At 39.9% G+C, this 18,090-nt stretch carries 11 protein-coding genes; 6 read left to right on the top strand and 5 right to left on the bottom strand.

All coding sequences use genetic code 11. The features are described from left to right. Window positions 1–55 precede the first annotated feature (55 nt). Both BM000_RS12170 and BM000_RS12165 read left to right on the top strand, forming a co-directional pair. Window positions 56–625, top strand: coding sequence for a class D sortase (locus BM000_RS12170; RefSeq protein WP_091498798.1), 570 nt, complete (start codon window positions 56–58; stop codon window positions 623–625). Window positions 626–644: 19 nt separating this feature from the next. Beyond that, complete coding sequence (locus BM000_RS12165) at window positions 645–2,663, top strand: penicillin-binding transpeptidase domain-containing protein (RefSeq protein ID WP_091498795.1); 2,019 nt, start codon at window positions 645–647, stop codon at window positions 2,661–2,663. Between the two features lie 162 nt (window positions 2,664–2,825). Here the strand turns inward: BM000_RS12165 and BM000_RS12160 are convergent, their stop codons facing one another. Together BM000_RS12160 and BM000_RS12155 are read right to left on the bottom strand one after the other, a co-directional pair. Further along, the gene (locus BM000_RS12160) at window positions 2,826–3,560 is read right to left on the bottom strand and encodes a SurA N-terminal domain-containing protein (RefSeq protein ID WP_091498792.1); all 735 of its coding nucleotides are present in this window, start codon (window positions 3,558–3,560) and stop codon (window positions 2,826–2,828) included. 351 nt (window positions 3,561–3,911) lie between these two features. After that, window positions 3,912–4,094 carry a cold-shock protein gene (locus tag BM000_RS12155; protein WP_091498790.1) on the bottom strand — a complete coding sequence of 61 codons (183 nt, stop codon included), beginning with the start codon at window positions 4,092–4,094 and terminating at the stop codon, window positions 3,912–3,914. 514 nt (window positions 4,095–4,608) lie between these two features. Here BM000_RS12155 and BM000_RS12150 point away from each other — a divergent pair. Further along, window positions 4,609–5,538 (top strand): aldo/keto reductase, encoded by a 930-nt coding sequence (locus tag BM000_RS12150; RefSeq protein ID WP_091498787.1) that lies wholly within the window; start codon window positions 4,609–4,611, stop codon window positions 5,536–5,538. Between the two features lie 72 nt (window positions 5,539–5,610). Here the strand turns inward: BM000_RS12150 and glpK are convergent, their stop codons facing one another. Next, a complete protein-coding gene (glpK, locus tag BM000_RS12145; protein WP_091498785.1) occupies window positions 5,611–7,104 on the bottom strand; it encodes a glycerol kinase GlpK in 1,494 nt (497 codons plus the stop codon). Window positions 7,105–8,033: 929 nt separating this feature from the next. Here glpK and ppc point away from each other — a divergent pair. The 3 genes from ppc to BM000_RS12130 all read left to right on the top strand — a co-directional run bounded on the left by ppc (window position 8,034) and on the right by BM000_RS12130 (window position 13,216). After that, window positions 8,034–10,787: a phosphoenolpyruvate carboxylase gene (gene ppc / locus BM000_RS12140; RefSeq protein ID WP_091498782.1), complete on the top strand. Its 2,754-nt coding sequence runs from the start codon at window positions 8,034–8,036 to the stop codon at window positions 10,785–10,787. Window positions 10,788–10,943: 156 nt separating this feature from the next. After that, window positions 10,944–11,135: a Spo0E family sporulation regulatory protein-aspartic acid phosphatase gene (locus tag BM000_RS17205; RefSeq protein ID WP_091498780.1), complete on the top strand. Its 192-nt coding sequence runs from the start codon at window positions 10,944–10,946 to the stop codon at window positions 11,133–11,135. 215 nt (window positions 11,136–11,350) lie between these two features. Beyond that, window positions 11,351–13,216, top strand: a complete 1,866-nt coding sequence (locus tag BM000_RS12130; RefSeq protein ID WP_091498777.1) for a PTS fructose transporter subunit IIABC — start codon at window positions 11,351–11,353, stop codon at window positions 13,214–13,216. 196 nt (window positions 13,217–13,412) lie between these two features. Here the strand turns inward: BM000_RS12130 and BM000_RS12125 are convergent, their stop codons facing one another. Further along, entirely contained in the window at window positions 13,413–15,953 is a 2,541-nt protein-coding gene (locus BM000_RS12125; RefSeq protein WP_091498775.1) for a PEP/pyruvate-binding domain-containing protein, read from the bottom strand. Window positions 15,954–16,088: 135 nt separating this feature from the next. Beyond that, window positions 16,089–17,825, bottom strand: a complete 1,737-nt coding sequence (locus tag BM000_RS12120) for a phospho-sugar mutase (RefSeq protein ID WP_091498772.1) — start codon at window positions 17,823–17,825, stop codon at window positions 16,089–16,091. Between the last annotated feature and the right edge of the window lie 265 nt (window positions 17,826–18,090).

The raw sequence follows: 18,090 nt of genomic DNA, 5'->3' as shown, positions 1-18,090 counted from the left end.
TATAGATTTTACCATAATTAAACGGATACGGGAATGAACATAGGAGGAGACTAGAATGAGGAAGATAGCAGTATTGTTTATCTTAATAGGATTAGTGTTTATCGGAATTGGAGGCTATCAGTATTTTAAAATTCAAGCTGCTGAAAGGCAGGCACTTGAAAGTGTCGAAGTCTTATTAGATGAACACCGCACTAATAAGATGCCAATGGAGTTATTTGAACCTAATCACGGTGATGAAGTAGGCTTACTAATCATTGATAAGATTGATGCCCGGTTACCCATTGTAGAGGGAACCGACCCTGATGACTTAGAGAAAGGGGTTGGACATCACGCTGCTACTGCCTATCCAGGTCAGCAAGATCAAATTTTATTATCTGGTCATCGCGATACAGTGTTTACTAAATTAGGCGATGTTGAGGTTGGTGATATTATTACCATTTCTCTCCCTTATGGTGATTTTAACTATAAGATGGTTGATTCTAAAATTGTTGATGCTGATGATCGGACAATTATTGGCTCCACTGCTCCAGATGAAGAATTAATTATTTCAACTTGTTACCCATTTGGCTATGTGGGTAATGCCCCAGACCGCTATCTAATTTATGCAGTTCCTTATGAGGAATAAATTTATTAAGGAGAATGGTATGAAAAAATTCTTATTTAGTTACTTTCTAATGATTGTGATTGTTCTAGCAGGCTGTGCAGACGAAGAGGTAATACTTCCTGAGGATCGTTTAGCAACCTATCTCACACATTGGCAAGCTGAGGAATTTCCGATTATGTATGACATGCTCGCTGACCAAGTGAAAGAGGAAGTTGCAACGGAAGCTTTTATTGAGCGTTATGAAAAAATCTATCAGGATATTGAAGCAAGTAACCTCGTTATTACCTTCGATGTTCCTATGACAGATGGCGAGGATGAAGAACCCGCTTCCGTTTTCCCAATTCAAGTTAGCCTTGATTCGATTGCTGGTGAAATTAGTTTCACTGCTGAAATCACTATGATTGAGCAATTAGATGAAGATGAGCAAAGTAATTGGTTTGTCGATTGGCACCCGGGTTTAATCTTCCCCGAGTTAGAAGCTGGCGGCACTCTTCAAGTGATCACTACTGAAACAGTTAGAGGCGAGCTTTTTGACCGCTTTGGCAATGGCTTAGCTCTAAATGATGATGTCTATGAAATTGGGGTTGATCCTGGACTCTTCAGTAATGATCGGAATAATGAAATCGAACAAATTGCCGATTTACTAAGTTTATCTGTTTCCGCAATTGAATCGGCACTTGAACAAGGCTGGGTTACTGAGGGCGTATTCGTCCCTTTAAAAACTATCCCATCGACAGATCAAGATTTACGAGAGGCGCTTAATGCCATTCCACCTGTATTGCAGCGAACGATCACGGGACGAGCTTATCCTTACAGCGAGGCAATGGCACACTTAATCGGCTATGTCGGTAACATTACAGCTGAAGAGTTAGAGGAAGCAGAGCCTGGTCGATATCGGGAGCATGACCAGCTAGGCAAGCGTGGCCTAGAACAACTATTTGAAGCTAGGCTACGTGGTGAACGTGGTATCCGTATTGTTGCTGAGCATAACAATAATCGAACAGGAATTGCCGAGATTGCCCCTCAACCAGGAGAGGATATTATGCTGACGATAGATGCTAATATTCAAACGGCTTTATTTGAAAGCTATCAGGATGAGGCAGGGACAGCCGCTGCAATTAATCCAGTAACTGGTGAGACACTTGCATTGGTATCAAGTCCCGCTTTCGATCCTCACCTTTTCACCTATGGCATTAGTCAGAGTGAATATGATGCACTTATTGACGATCCTGATCAACCAACCTTAAATAGGTTCGCATCAACCTATTCACCTGGCTCTGCCTTTAAACCGCTAACAGCAGCAATTGGGCTAAATGAAGGTGTGATTACTCATGATGAGCGCATTGAAATTAATGGCTTAACCTGGAGTAAAGATGGCTGGGGCAATTATCGAGTCCGGCGGGTCTCTGAATCGTCTGGACCAGTTGATTTGCATGATGCATTAGTGCGTTCTGATAATATTTTCTTTGCTCAAAAAGCGCTTGCAATTGGAAATGAAGCATTTGTTAGTCAACTTGAGCGATTTGGTTTTGGAGAAGAGCAATTGCCTTATAAGTACCCAATCCGTTCTAGTAGAGTAGCTAATGATTCGAGCATAGATCGCGAAACACTTCTGGCAGATTCAGGTTATGGTCAAGGTGAAGTACTAATGAGCGCCCTTCATCTCGCAACTACCTATAGTACACTTCTAAATGACGGCAGTATGATTCAGCCTATTCTAGAGGATCAAGAAGAAAGCGGAGTCTTCCTAGCTAAAGATCTTATTAGTCCTGAGGATGCAGCATATATAAGAACAGCTCTTCGGGATGTTGTGAGTGCTACAAATGGTACTGCACGATCAGCCAATATTGATATCGTTACCCTGTCTGGGAAAACAGGAACTGCTGAGCTAAAACAATCTTTAGATGATGAAGATGGTGCTGAAAATGGTTGGTTTGTTGCTTATCCTGAGGAAGAAGACATTATTATTGCCATGATGGTGGAGAATGTTCAAGAACTAGGTGGTAGTGGGTATACCGTCAACCAGCTTCGTGACGTTTTTCAACAGTTGTATGAATAAAGTGAACCTTCAATCTGTAGGGACTTACAGTCAATTTACCTGCGATCAAGGCGCATACAGGACCAGACAGCATCTGTCTGGTCCTGCTTAGCATTAGCAAGAAATCATGATTAACACGTAGAATAGCCCTCATCGTTGGCATAACGCTACCTATCGTGTTTATTACTCTTCTATTTCTGCTACTTCCATTAGCGTTTCAACCCGCTCTTCTAAAGCAGCCTGAATTTTACTTTGCAAGATTTGATTTTCTATTTCTGTTGCTAACTCAGCAAGTGGCGGTGCTTCGTCCATCTGGTTTTCTAATATTGCATAGAACTCCTCCACTTCATATTCAGTTACCGTTAAATGCGTAAATTCTTGTTCAATATAAAGCTGTTGAATAAGCTGAACTTGGATCGTTTCTCGAAAGCTTTCTTCGGTAAAAGCGAGTTGAGCAAGTACATTGTTAAAATCCTCTTCCGAATCAAATTGCGCTTTCGTTTCAAAAAAGACATCATCAAGTTCTTCATTGCTTACCGTTATCCCTCTTGCCTCAGCATCCTGCATAAGCACAAGACGACGTGCTAACATATCGACCGTTTCGTCATGAATAACCGATAACGTTTCAATATCATCGCCATTTTCAAACATTGCTAATTTAATATCCTGATATACTGCATTATATGCCTCCCCATAGACATACTCACCGTTTACCGTGAGGACGACCTGATCCGAATCTAATTGCTCTTCAGCCGATATTAATGCTTCAAGATCAACCTCTGGATCACCATCAAGTTCTAAATTTGGCTTAATTTGATTTATTGTTTGTTCAGCCTCTTCTTGGTCGCTTGTGCAGGCAATCAAGAAAAACAGAATACTACTGATTAATAATAGTATGCGTAAATAAGACTTAGCCATCAAAAAACCCCATTCTATAGTTGCTTACCTATACGGCATCGTTAACCATACACTATATTTATATTAAAGCACCGATTTTCTGTTCTATTAAGACGATAAGTATTAGCATATTAACAGAGAAATCATCTGCAATGAAAAAATATTATCATTTATATCTTTTCTCTTAATCAAATTATAATAAACAGTTGAGACATAACAGTAGCTAACTACTATCATGTCTCATCATTTTTTTGTTTGTCTTTCATCTATATGAGTTAGACGAAATGTCATTGCTGTACAACTGTTTACTGTAAAAACCCTACTAAAAGGTAGAACTACTCATGAACTGAGCTTCAAGACTACTAAGTGATACTAAGATAATTTCGGTAACACCTTACTATCCTTTTCCATTTCTGATTGACAAAGTGGGCAAGTTGGTTCCTGCTCAAAGGAATAATCTTCTCGCATCCACCCTGAACACTCATCATTCAAACATGACCAGATTGGCGTTTCGACCTCTTCAACAGGTTCTTTTCTATTATTATAATAAGCCATTATGCCTCCCCTTTCTTGGGTTCACTTATTATTATACGCTTTATTGGATCATAACACAAAGTCAGTTTTACAAAAGGAAAATATGGGATAAAAATAGTACTAATGAATGATTCAAAGTTATAGTGAATTGTTTTATAATGAAAACGGTTACAATTTTGAAATGTATATCTCCTCTGACTTGAATCACTCGTATTCATGCTTTCAGCAGAGATAGTGTATTTTTCAAATTAGATTGTCCCCCTTATTGGCATCCAACTAACGTTGGGTGCATTTTTTTTAATCATTCCCTTTCAAGTCCTTCCTTCTTTGTGCTATGCTAATTATGGCATAACCTAATTGCCTTGACTTTGCTTAGCAAATAGACATTTGTAAAAATAATTGCTAATCCTCTTTTTAGAAAACGATCTGTACCTTTATGAAACTAAGCAGAATGATCAGCTTATTTATTAGTTCACACGAATAATTAACTGACAAATGTGATAAAACGACTTAACATACAGAGAGGTGAATGTACATGCATTATCGAAAAATTGGACAAACAGACTTAGATGTATCTGTAGTAGGACTTGGGACGTGGCAATTTGGTGGTGAATGGGGAATTGATTTCACCCAACATCAGGTTGATGCAATCCTTGATCATGCTACCGAAGAAGGTATTAACTTAATTGATACGGCAGAATGTTATGGTGATCATTTATCTGAAAAACTACTTGGAAATTATTTAAGCAGGCACAGCCGAAATGATTGGATAGTTGCAACAAAGTTTGGTCATCATTATCATGGACCATTTAATCGAACACGGCAACTTGATCCAGACGATGTGCTTAAGCAGCTTGACCGTTCATTAAAGGCATTACAGACCGATTATATTGATCTATACCAATCCCACTCGCTATCTGATCAAGAATTTAATAACGATACACTTTGGACGATGCTTGATAAGCAGAAACAGGCTGGAAAAATTCGTTACATTGGACTTTCACTTCAGAATAAACCAAGTCTCATGCAAACGAAAGTTGCTAAAGAGCTTGGCGTATCTGCTTTACAGCTTGTCTACAACCGGTTAACAAGGGAAGCTGAGCAGGAGATCTTTCCTCTTTCTGAGGAGAATCAATTAGGTATCTTGGCGCGTGTACCATTAGCAAGCGGTTATCTTAGTGGTAAATACAACGAGGGTGACCGTTTTCAATCAAATGACGTTCGTTCCCGTCATGATCGTGATGAGCAACGTCGCAAGCTAGCGTTAGTTAAGGAGATAGCTCAATCAGAAGTGCCTGAAGGAATGTCAATGGCAACATGGGCATTAGCTTGGTGTTTACAGCATCCTGCTGTTACAACAGTTATTCCAGGATGTAAAAGTGTTGACCAAGTTAAGAAGAATGCCTCAGCTGCACGGCAAGCGGGAGTTTGTGAAAATCATCCTCAATTTATTAAATCAACCTAAATTCGCGTTATAAATAAAGCATATATTAGCCCCAGCTCACTTTGAACGCTGGGGTTATTATCTGCTTCAAGATTACTTAAATACTCGTGCTGCTTGGACAGCTTTCTTCCAGCCTTGATATAATCTATCACTATCTGAAGCGTTCATTTCTGGATTAAACAAGTGATCACTTTGCCAATATCCCTCAAGTTCATCCCTGTTTTGCCAAAAACCGATGGCTAGCCCAGCCAAATAAGCAGCGCCTAATGCAGTTGTCTCATTAACGCTTGGGCGTTCAACCGGAACATTAAGAAGATCGCTTTGAAATTGCATGAGAAAATCATTTTTTACTACGCCACCATCAACGCGCAGTGCCTTTATTTCTATACCAGCCTCTTCGACCATGATATCCAATACATCTTTAGTTTGATAAGCGATCGATTCTAACGTAGCGCGGATAAAGTGCTCCTTAGTTGTTCCCCTTGTTATACCAAACATTGCCCCCCGTGCATCACTATCCCAATAAGGTGTTCCTAGCCCAACAAAGGCAGGCACAAAGTACACCCCTTCTGTTGAAAGAATCCGGTTCGCATACTGCTCTGAGTCTGAAGTTGCTTTGATCATTCTCAAACCATCTCTTAACCACTGAACAGCAGAGCCTGCAACAAACACACTACCCTCAAGCGCATAGGTTACCTGTCCATCAAGTCCCCATGCAATAGTAGTCAATAAACCGTGCGAGGAAGATATCGCTCTTTCCCCAGTCGGCATCAACATAAAGCACCCCGTTCCATATGTATTCTTCACCATGCCTTCGCGATAACATGCTTGTCCAAATAAAGCAGCTTGCTGATCCCCTGCTGCCGCTGAAATTGAAACCTGTTCTCCAAAGAAATGATGAGGAACGGTATGACCATAAACCTCTGAAGAGGAACGCACTTCAGGCAATAAAGATTTTGGTATGTCCATAAGTCTTAATAATTCCTCGTCCCATTCTAAATCATGAATATTATAGAGCATTGTTCGAGAAGCATTTGAATAATCTGTAACATGTGTTTTTCCACCTGTAAACTTATAGATAAGCCATGTCTCAATTGTCCCAAATTGCAAGTCTCCCTGCACAGCTAGTTGCCAAGCACCAACAACGTTGTCTAGAACCCACTTAATTTTAGTTCCAGAGAAATAAGGATCAATAAGTAAACCAGTCTTCTCCTTAATTATTGTTCCATATCCAGCTTGTCTCAATTGCTCACAAATAGGTTCAGTCTGTCTTGATTGCCAGACAATTGCATGATGGACTGGCTTACCCGTTTTTCGATTCCATAGTACAGTTGTCTCGCGCTGATTGGCAATGCCAATACTTGCAACCTGACTAGCAACTACGTCTGCTTTTCTAAGTACATCAGCAATACAGGCAAGAACTGAAGTCCATATTTCATTGGCATCATGTTCAACCCAACCCGGCTTAGGAAAAAATTGCTCAAATTCACGCTGTGCTTGGGCAACAATCTTGCCTTGATTGTTTACTAGAAATGCCCGTGAACTCGTCGTTCCTTGATCAATTGTCAGAATATATGACTTTCTCAAATGAATTCCCTCCAAACTCTTTTCTTTAAATAATCCGCTATCATTGTGTTTATGTGGGTAGATTTTAAAATAGCTCTTAAATAGATTCAACTTTGGCACACTGAAAATAGTCAGGAAGTCTTAAACGTGTTTGGAAAAGTCGTGTGCACTAGCTAAACTTACATCATTATCCAATAAGCGTGCTATATCGTTCCGAAAAACAATGGATTCGCTTTCCGCGTGGCTGGCTTCGGACATACAGGATGTAGGTCAGTTAGCCGTTGTCACAAGTGTTTTTGGTGGTACGAGTAATCGCAAATCACTTCGCTGGGGCGAGTAATCGCAATCCCAGTCCCAGGACGTAACGGGTTTAGTCTAACATCCCCCACTTTGTGAAGGAAGACACTTCACCAAAGTGGATCTTCAGCTCATTCTATTCCCGCAGGAGTCTCATCCATTGCTTATCTCCACTTGGTTGGGTACTCATAATGAAATCAATCCGTCCAGCCAGCTATACTTTAAACTGAAAAATGACAAAAAAATACCTATACCATCATTATTGCGCAAATTAAAAATTTGTCCAACAATAACGGTACAGGCCAAAACTTGCGAAGGGATGCAGCTCGCTTGCTACGTTTATATCATAACTAATTATGTAAGCGTTATCAACCTTTTTTTATAAAATTTTGCAGATTTTTTTCAACTCTTAAATTCAATCACTTATTGATATATTTAAGTCACCCATTTCAATGCAACATTGCTTTTTCGGTATAGATGTGACTATTTTACATTGTAATTAGTAATTTTTAAATTATCTATCCTACGGCATTCGTGTTATGATACTATAAAGACCTGCATGGGATATAGAAAAGAGTTATCATAAGCCAATCCCCACCATTGTAAACACTACTCATTTTTTTCATTTACAATTCTCGAAAGGAAGTGATTCAATGCAACATAAAGCACATCGAGCTAGTAACATTACACTTAATCAAGATGTTGAGTATTTAAACAGACTGCTAGACAAGGTATTACGACATGAAGGTGGCGAAGAGCTACTCGAGACTGTTAAGCACTTTCGAACATTGTCTAAAGCGATTCGCGCTGAAAATCAGGCTAGCAATTTTACAACTTTCAATCAGGAGATTAATAAGCTTGATTCCTCATTACGTGAAAAGGTAATTCGTGCATTCTCAGTTAACCTTCAGCTGTATAACATTGCTGAACAAAACTATCGAAGCCGCAGACGTCGCGAATATCAAATGCAAGATGATAGTATTATACAATCCCGATCACTAGAGCATGGCGTCAACCAATTATTTGAAAACAATATATCAATTGAACAGGTCGAGAAAGTCCTTGGGGATTTGTCATTAGAGTTAGTTATTACCGCTCATCCAACTGAAGCAACAAGGCGTAGTATGCTTCGTATCCACCAGCGAATCGCTGACCTACTAAAGGATTGGGAGTTCTCATACTTACGTTATGACAAAAAAGTTATTCAAGAAATGATTGAAAATGAAATTACTATTTTATGGCAAACGGCCGAGATTAGAGAGAAGAAACCCTCTGTAATGAAGGAAGTCTCAAACGGTCTATACTTCTTCGATAAAGTTCTTTTTAATGTGTTACCACAATTACACCAAGATTTAGAGGATTTATTAGAAGAAAAGTACAGCCATCGCTTTCAAGTACCAGCCTTCCTACGCTTTGGTTCATGGATTGGCGGGGACCGTGATGGTAACCCAAATGTTAAAGCAAAGACAACCTTTAATACATTAAAAGAACACCGCAACCTTGTGCTATCAAAATATATGGAATCAATTGACTCGCTAAAAGAAAAGCTAAGTCAATCGAATAAAAAAGTAGCTGTTAGTGATAAGCTTGTTGAATCAATTGCCAATGATCAAAAAGAACTAAAGTATAATGGCTGGCATAAAATTGACGAAGTATATCGGGTTAAACTTGGCTTAATTTTACGCCGACTTAAGCTGACTGCGCAGGATACCAAGGGGGGCTATTCTGATGCTCATGCTTTAAAGGACGACCTTTTACTTATTCAGGATAGTCTTACGATTCACCACCCTGCCCAAAATCCAATTAAGTTGTTGCGTCATGTTATTCGACAAGTTGAGATCTTTGGCTTTCATTTGGCAACGTTGGATATCAGAAATCATAGTGGGGAGCATGAGAATACAATTGCTGAGATTTTAAGACAGGTCGGTATTGCTCCCGACTATAAGGCGCTAGATGAAACGGATAAAACGGCAACATTGATTAAAGTTCTGGAAGATCCACGACCGCTCATTTCGATTTATGATGAGTTCTCTAAAGAATCTCAAGAAATGATTGAAACATTTAGAACGATTAAGCAAGTTAAAGATACATTTGGGGAACGCGCGATTGAGGTTTATTTAATTAGCATGACTACGGCAGTAAGTGATATTCTTGAAGTTCTCGTTCTAGCGAAAGAAGTCGGACTATATCGGGTTTATCCAGACGGGAAAGTTCGCAGTAGGCTCCATGTAGCCCCATTACTTGAAACCATCGATGACTTAAAATTTGGTCCAGAAATGATTAAGCAACTCTTTTCTATTCCACTTTACCGCAAGCACTTGGAAGCGCGTGGGGATCTTCAGGAAATTATGCTAGGCTACTCAGACAGTAGTAAAGATGGTGGCAACGTAACGGCTAACTGGGAACTTTACAAAACTCAGGATGAAATTCATCTAATAGCCTCTTCATACGGCGTGAAGCTTAAATATTTCCACGGCCGTGGCGGTTCACTCGGTCGTGGTGGTGGTCCGCTTTACTCTAGTCTACTTTCACAGCCACCAATCACACATGGAGATGGTGTCAAGATAACAGAACAGGGTGAGGTGTTATCATCACGTTACTTATTATCTGATATTGCATACCGGAGCTTAGAACAAGCAACAAGTACTCTGCTTACGTCAGTGGCAGGCATTCCCCAGAGCGAAGTGCAGGAAGAGATGCCGACTAAACAAGAACGTGAGGCAATGACCTTTATTTCCGAAGCTGCACTAAAGAAATATCAAGATCTCGTATTTGGCGATAAAGATTTTCTTACCTACTTTAATCAAGGTACACCATTAAACGAGTTAGGTGCTTTGAATATTGGCTCTCGACCGATGAAGCGAAAGGGCAGTGATCGCTTTGAGGATCTACGCGCCATTCCATGGGTTTTTGCATGGACTCAGTCACGCCAGCTTCTTCCAGCTTGGTATGCTGCTGGTACGGGTTTACAAGCCTATCTAGACCAGACAGATGATCTTGCTTTATTACAAGACATGTATCAGCATTGGCCATTCTTCCAAGCAATCATTAATAATCTACAAATGGCACTGACAAAAACAGATTTAGAAATAGCCTCAAATTATACAAAAATGATTAAAGACGACACAATAAGTGAGCGGATATTCGGCCAAATTAAGAAAGAACATAAGCTTACTAAAGACATCGTCCTAAGTATTTCGCAACAAAGTGAATTAATGGATCACCAGCCTAATATTAAAGAATCGGTTAGACTGCGTAATCCACTAGTAGATCCATTAAACATTATTCAGGTACAATTAATTAATCAACTAAGAGCTATTGATGATGAAGCAGCAGCTTCAGACCTTCTAGAAGATGTATTATTAACGATTAACGGGATAGCAGCCGGCATGCGTAATACCGGTTGACCGAGAAATAGCCCTAAAGCAAATGCTTTAGGGCTATTTACTTGTCCAATCGAGCAATTATCTTTTATTTTTACAAAACAAGACAATAACATACAATATACACCCATTTACATATGCATTTGGCACTATTAAACTGTAATAAGGTTGCTTTAGGAGGTGAAAAAAATTAAAAATATTTACAGTAAACCTCGACCTTTTTCTGAAAAGTCGAGCAAATTAGAGCAAATTAGAGATGAGATGTATTGTCAATTTAAGAAAACTAGAGACCTCCAAGGACTGATTGACCTCTCACAAGAACTTGATAAACTAATTAACCAATTTTATTATTCAGAAAAGCAACCCAAATAAAACCTAAAGGCAATTTTTTAAAACATACATAAATTCACACAAATCCCTCTCGTATTATCGTATACGGGAGGGATTACACATATCTATTGATTGAAAATGAAAAAAAATGATTAATTTTGATTGAAAATGATTGATTTTTGAAAGCGCTTCTTATATGATTGCTATATAGTGAATTACAGTGGACTTATCTTATAACCATTTAGGAGGAATAAATCATGAAAATTACCGAGCTACTCAGTGAACAATTAATTGAGCTTGATATTCATGCTGATTCAAAGCAAGATCTGCTGCAACAAATGGCAGCCATTTTAGACAACGAAAACATATTGTCAAATCGGCAAAACTTCCTGTCAGCTTTACTAGAGAGAGAAGCACATACATCAACAGGAATTGGAGATGGCATTGCCATCCCCCATGCTAAAACAACAGCGGTAAAAAAACCGGCAATCGCTTTTGCCCGCTCTAAGGCAGGCATTGATTACCAATCGTTAGATGGCAAACCTGCTCATTTATTCTTTATGATCGCCGCCTCAGAAGGAGCAAATCAGGAACACTTGGATACACTAGCACGTCTATCAGGAATGCTAATGGACCAAACATTCAGAACCCATTTACTAAATGCTAAAGATTCTAAAGAAATCATTTCAATTATTAACGAACAAGAACTACAAGCTGAAACAACTAAGAAAGCAGCTACTACTGGAAAAACCGTTCTTGCTGTTACTGCCTGTCCAACTGGCATCGCCCATACCTTTATGGCAGCTGATGCATTAAAAGCTAAAGCAAAAGAAATGGGTATTACAATTAAAGTAGAAACACGTGGCTCAGGTGGAGCAAAAAATGTGCTGACAGAGGAAGACATTGCTCAAGCAGACGCTATTATTATTGCTGCTGATACAAACGTCAATAAAGACCGCTTCAATGGTAAAGTTCTTATTGAAGCCGGGGTTACTGATGGTATTCGGCAACCTGAGACACTGCTTAAAAGAGCACTTAGTCCCGATGCACCCATACATCAAGGCGATAATAAATCACAGTCAGATTCAGCTAACCACGCACGATCTGGCTCAGCCTTCTATCGTCATTTAATGAACGGTGTCTCACATATGCTCCCATTTGTTGTTGGTGGTGGGATTTTAATCGCCTTAGGATTTTTATTTGGAATTGAATCACACATCCCCGGTGATGTCGATTATCATCGGTTTGCCGAAGCGCTCAATACCATTGGTGGTGGGAATGCATTCGGCTTAATGATTCCTGTCCTAGCAGGGTTCATTGCTATGAGCATCGCCGATCGCCCTGGACTAGCACCAGGGATGGTTGGTGGCTTTATTGCAGCACAAGGCGATTCAGGCTTTCTAGGCGGTCTTATCGCTGGCTTCCTTGCTGGTTACCTTGTTGTTGGAATGAGGGAACTGCTTAAGGGCATCCCGACATCACTTGATGGCATTAAAACCATTTTAATTTATCCGGTGTTAGGGATATTTGCGACTGGTATGTTGATGTATTTTGTAATCGAGGTTCCCGTCGGTGTATTTAACACAGGACTCGGCAACTGGCTCCAGGGCATGGGGACGACTAATGCTATCCTACTTGGTTTAATCTTAGGTGGAATGATGGCGATTGATATGGGCGGACCTGTTAATAAAGCAGCGTATACATTTGGCATTGCCATGATTGCTGACGGTTTCCTTACACCACATGCAGCCATTATGGCTGGTGGCATGGTACCACCATTAGGGATTGCTTTGGCGACCTTCTTATTTAAGGATAAATTCTCACAAGAAGAACGTGATGCTGGGAAGACCAATATCATTATGGGTGCTAGCTTTATCACTGAAGGAGCTATCCCATTTGCAGCGGCTGATCCTGGTCGTGTCATCCCTTCCTTAGTGGTGGGATCGGCAATTTCTGGAGCGCTGTCGATGTTATTTGGCATCGGTTTACCCGCACCACATGGGGGAATTTTTGTAATTGGGTTGGTTGAAGGTAGCTCATTGCTCTATCTGCTAGCCATAGTCATTGGCTCTCTCGTTACAGCTTTCATGCTTGGACTTCTGAAGAAAACAAAAAATAACTAGTAAATAATAGCATTGGCGCACAGTTGTGCACCAATGCTATTTTTTTCTTAACTCAACTTTCGCACACTGACAATAGTCATCAAGCCTTGATCATGTTTGGGAGCATCGGAATTTAATACTTATGCTGATGCGAAAGTTGCGTTAATTAACAAGTTGTAATTTTAAAAAAAACAATGGTTGATGTTAAATAATAATTTTATCGACAAACTAATCGTTGTTCTATAATATCTGCCTGCACGGTCATACCTGTGGTGTGGTAACATTTTATAATCTTGGCTATCTGTGGATCAGCCGCCAAATACTGCTCAGAAACATCATTAAACTTCGATAAATAACTTGGTGTAAAGCTTACATTCGGCTGCCCTTCAAAGATAGCGATGTAAAAAATATTCGCCTCAACAATATCCTGAAAAAAATGACTACCATAGGACAATTCAGGCTCAAACCCCTTATGAGCGGAGGCAACTTCACACAGGACATCAACATGCTGTATTTCACTGAAATGAACGGGTACACCGAGTGATGTTGTTGACGTTCCCCACCGTCCTGGGCCAATTAACATGATACGACTTTGCTTTAATTTGCGCGTTAACCTACCAATATATCGAGCCACTGCATATTTATCCTGTTCAGGTAAGCTTAAATAATCATCCATTTCAACATAAATAATATAATCAAGTGGCAGATTAAGATTGCCACCCATGAAGTGGCTTGTTGTATCAATAAAGCTATCCGCTCCAATTGGAATTAGTTCCATTGACGCGGACTTTCCTAGCCCGCGTGTTTGTAAGGGGCGACACTGGACAAGATTTATCTTAAAGTTGCTTTTCGAATCGAAATTAGCAGTAAATTCAATATCTACTGGATAGTCATAGATTTCGGCTAAACGATTAAGCATCTCTTTAAGCACATGAGGGAAATTGGTCTCTGTCAGTAATCGCTTAAAATCTAGCGTATGCGGATCAGGTATATTCTTATAACCAAGTTCTCGTAACCGGATACCAGCAAAATGGTCAATGGTTGCGAAAAGTCGTCTATCTACTTGCGTTTGCTGTCCGATCACATCATCCAATCTCTCCTCGGATAATTTGTTGGCCAATAAATCAAGCAAATCAACTTTTTTTTGGGCAAACTTCTTTCCATCGTTATGATCCATTAACGGCGTTCTCTCTGGTTGATCTAAAGTAACTAATCGCGCATAATCATCAACAGTCCGGTCAACCGCCCTCGTCCCAAGACCAAATACCATCCTGAGCATACCCGCATTACTATCAATTGACTGATCGAATACATATAAATTAGCTGAATGTCCGACCCCAGCTACATGTGGATAAAACCATTTTCCATAATGATCACCTGAAACCCGTTGGACTAAAATTGCCATCTGCTCATCCTTTTGAGCCAACCCTCTATTTAAACGATACTCGAGTGCCTCTGGATTCATTGTACTTGCATAGACCTCACGGATTGCAGCTTCTAGTGCCTGATAGCGCTCATCAGGACTACCTTGATTCACACAAAAAACACTCTCATATTTTCCAGCAAATGCATTACCAAAGTTATCCTCAAGCAAAGAACTTGAACGAACAATGATTGGTGATTGACCATAATATTCGAGCATCTGCATAAATTGTTCACGAATATGATTTGGGAAATGACCAGTTAGTAGTTTTTTTCTTAATTTTTCAGCTGACTTATAGTAGCCTTGCTTTGTTTTTTGGTCCATTCGCTCCTTCCACCAGCCATTTTGGACAATATAGGTGTAAAAAATATCTGATCCAATATAAAAAGAATCATGTGCTTCAAGGAGGTGATTAAACCGTTGCTCTGGGTCTGTCGCAAGAATTTTTCTAGCGATCAGCATCCCCACACTTTTACCACCAATAAACCCAGTCCCAATTTCTCTTTGTGCAATAGCAATAATATCTTCTAGGGTGAAGAAACGCTCACACAAATCATACATACGCGATTTCTCACCAATAAGCAGCAGCATTAAGCGTTGCTTCATATCTACAGATTGATCGCTTTCTAATTCAACCAACTGTCGCGCTTCAGTTAGTAGTCGATTCCAATAATCCATTCTTTCTTCAATTCGATTGACATGACTAAATAGGGCAGTAGATTCAGCGCTTGATGTGATACTCTTTACCTGATTGTGATTGATAAGATGTGGGAAAAACATCGTTGGCGAATAGCGCTCCCAAACCTTTAAAGGATGAATATAATGGAGCTGATTAACGGCATAGAGATCGAGTAATACTTGTGTTGTTTCCCGAATTCTCGCAATTGTTTCATAGGTATGAACATTTCTGGTTAGTGCAAAATAGGCAACCGTATTAAGCTCATACAGGTACGGACAGCATACTTTGAAGAAATTGCCGATCATTAAATCAGAACTCCAGCTGTTAAGTAAATCAGTCAGGCAATCAAACACATAGAAGACCTCTCGCCCCTCCTGTTCAATTAAACGATGAATTTGGGTGGCAAACTGCTCAAAGCCATTTGCTGCCTTAACCTGATAGGTTTTCACATTCATATCTGTACTAATTAGTTGTTGGTGCTTACCAAAACGAATGTAGATAATACGTCTTTGGGTTACTAATGCTTGTTTGACAAAAGCAGTTACGACTTTTTGATAGCTTTCAATATCATCAACCTGCCAGACGACATTATCACCGAGCCTAAGGCTATCAATCGTTTCGTCAAAGCCTTGAATACCCGTCGATACTTTATTCACGTTTTATCAGCTCCTTCTCAAAAGTCAATTTGGCACATAACTAGATTATCTCAGCACCACATTACTATCCAGATTCCACAGAAAAAAACACCATTGATCAGCAGATGTGCAATCAATGGTGCTTCCTCATTACAGTTAACTTACAAATGCGTTAACACGTGCCATAACATCGGCTTCAATAGCTGTTAATTTCGCTTTGGATTCTTGCTCTTCTTTACCATTGACACCAAAATAAAACTTAACTTTAGGCTCTGTTCCCGACGGTCTAACACAGAACCATGATCCATCAGCTAAAAAGTACTTTAGTACGTTCGATTGAGGCAATTCGATTGCTGTTTTTATGCCAGTTGTTGCTTCAAAGCGTTCTGATAATTGATAATCCTCAATAAAGCTAACTGTTTGCTCAGCTACTGTCACTGGTGGTTGTTCACGGAAATCTAACAGTAACGCTTGGATTTGATCTGCCCCATCCTTACCTTTTAAGGTTAATGAACGAAGTGACTCGTAGTAATAACCATATTTCTTAAAAACAGCCTGTAAGCCTTGATAAAGGGTCTTTCCCTGAGCTTTATAAAAAGCTGCGACCTCTGCTGCTAGCATACAGGCTTGCACAGCATCCTTGTCACGAACAAAATCGCCAACCAAATACCCGTAGCTCTCTTCATAGCCAAACAGAAATTCAAATTCACCAGATTGCTCATACTCCTTAATTTTCTCACCAATAAACTTAAAGCCAGTTAATGTATCAATAGTCTTAATACCATGAAAAGCTGCAATATCGCGCCCAATTTCACTTGTCACAATTGTTTTTAACACAATTGCATTTTCTGCAAGCTTTCCTTGTGTTTTCTTCGACTCTATTAAGTAATCAAGCATTAGTGCTCCTACCTGATTGCCTGTTAGAACAACAAAGTCACCGTCTTCGTTCTTCGTAGCTACACCAACTCGGTCAGCATCTGGATCAGTCCCAATTAAAAGATCAGCGCCTGATGCTAGTCCTTGTGCAATTGCTAGTTCAAAAGCGTCATGCTCCTCTGGATTAGGAGATGTCACAGTATGGAAGGTTGGATCTGGTTTCTCCTGCTCGGCCACAACAGCAACCTGGGTAAAACCCATTGCTCGCAAAGCTTGACGGACAGGAATGTTCCCAGTCCCGTGCAGTGGTGTATAAATGATCTTCAGGTTTTCAGCAACAGCATCGATGACAGCAGGCTGTTGGATAATTGACTTTAAGGACTCCTGGTAGGCCTTGTCAACCTCAGCTCCAACCATTTCAATTAAGCCATTAGCCTTTAACTCTCCTTCACTTCCGACAAGAACAGCTAATTCATTCTCTACCTGATTAACCTTGGCAATAATAGCTGCTGCTGTTTCAAGAGGGACTTGGCCACCATCATCATTGTAAACCTTAAAGCCATTATATTCAGGTGGATTATGGCTTGCTGTAACCATAATGCCACTAAACGCATTTAGATGGCGCACAGCGAAGGACAGTTCTGGTGTGGAGCGTAATGATTCAAATACATAGGCTTTAATGCCGTTGGTAGCCAAAGTCCTAGCCGCCTCCATTGCAAATAAAGGTGACTTAAAGCGGGAATCATAAGCAATGGCAACGCCTTGTTTCATAGCAGCCTCTCCCTGCTCTAGTATATAATGTGCTAAACCTTCCGCCGCTTTCCGGATCGTATAAATATTCATTCGATTTGTACCAGGACCAAGTTCTCCACGCATACCACCTGTTCCGAATTCCAAATCTTTATAGAAGCTATCCTCTAGTTTTGTTTCATCGGATGCATATTCTGCTAATTGCAATTTAAGTTCTTGATCCAATTGATTAAAGTTCTTCCACTTATCATATGTATGCTGCCACATTAATTTCTTCCTCCTTGAAGCTAAGTTTACTTTGTAATTGTCTACTAATTATCTATTATAGCAAAAGAATAGCTTAAATTGTTGATCTTTTGGCAGTAAAAATGAAACAAGTGTCTCTGTATTATGGACTTCATTCTTAGCTGTTTACTGCCAATAATTTCAACTAGTGACTAGCGGATATTTATATATTTATTTTGTACGTGTTAAACTCAACTTTCGCACACCGAAAGCCGTCACGAGGCCTTGAATGTGTTTGGGAAGTGGG

Origin of the sequence: Amphibacillus marinus, from assembly GCF_900110345.1 — a bacterium.
Classification (GTDB): Bacteria; Bacillota; Bacilli; order Bacillales; family Amphibacillaceae; genus Amphibacillus_D; species Amphibacillus_D marinus.
The sequence above is the reverse complement of the archived record's forward strand: the minus strand, read 5'-3'. Positions and strand labels throughout refer to the sequence as shown.

Excerpts from the sequence above, each read along its gene's own strand:
- BM000_RS12170 (WP_091498798.1), top strand. The coding sequence starts at position 56 with ATGAGGAAGATAGCAGTATTGTTTATCTTAATAGGATTAGTGTTTATC.
- BM000_RS12165 (WP_091498795.1), top strand. The coding sequence starts at position 645 with ATGAAAAAATTCTTATTTAGTTACTTTCTAATGATTGTGATTGTTCTA.
- BM000_RS12160 (WP_091498792.1), bottom strand. The coding sequence starts at position 3,560 with ATGGCTAAGTCTTATTTACGCATACTATTATTAATCAGTAGTATTCTG.
- BM000_RS12155 (WP_091498790.1), bottom strand. The coding sequence starts at position 4,094 with ATGGCTTATTATAATAATAGAAAAGAACCTGTTGAAGAGGTCGAAACG.
- BM000_RS12150 (WP_091498787.1), top strand. The coding sequence starts at position 4,609 with ATGCATTATCGAAAAATTGGACAAACAGACTTAGATGTATCTGTAGTA.
- ppc (WP_091498782.1), top strand. The coding sequence starts at position 8,034 with ATGCAACATAAAGCACATCGAGCTAGTAACATTACACTTAATCAAGAT.
- BM000_RS12130 (WP_091498777.1), top strand. The coding sequence starts at position 11,351 with ATGAAAATTACCGAGCTACTCAGTGAACAATTAATTGAGCTTGATATT.
- BM000_RS12120 (WP_091498772.1), bottom strand. The coding sequence starts at position 17,825 with ATGTGGCAGCATACATATGATAAGTGGAAGAACTTTAATCAATTGGAT.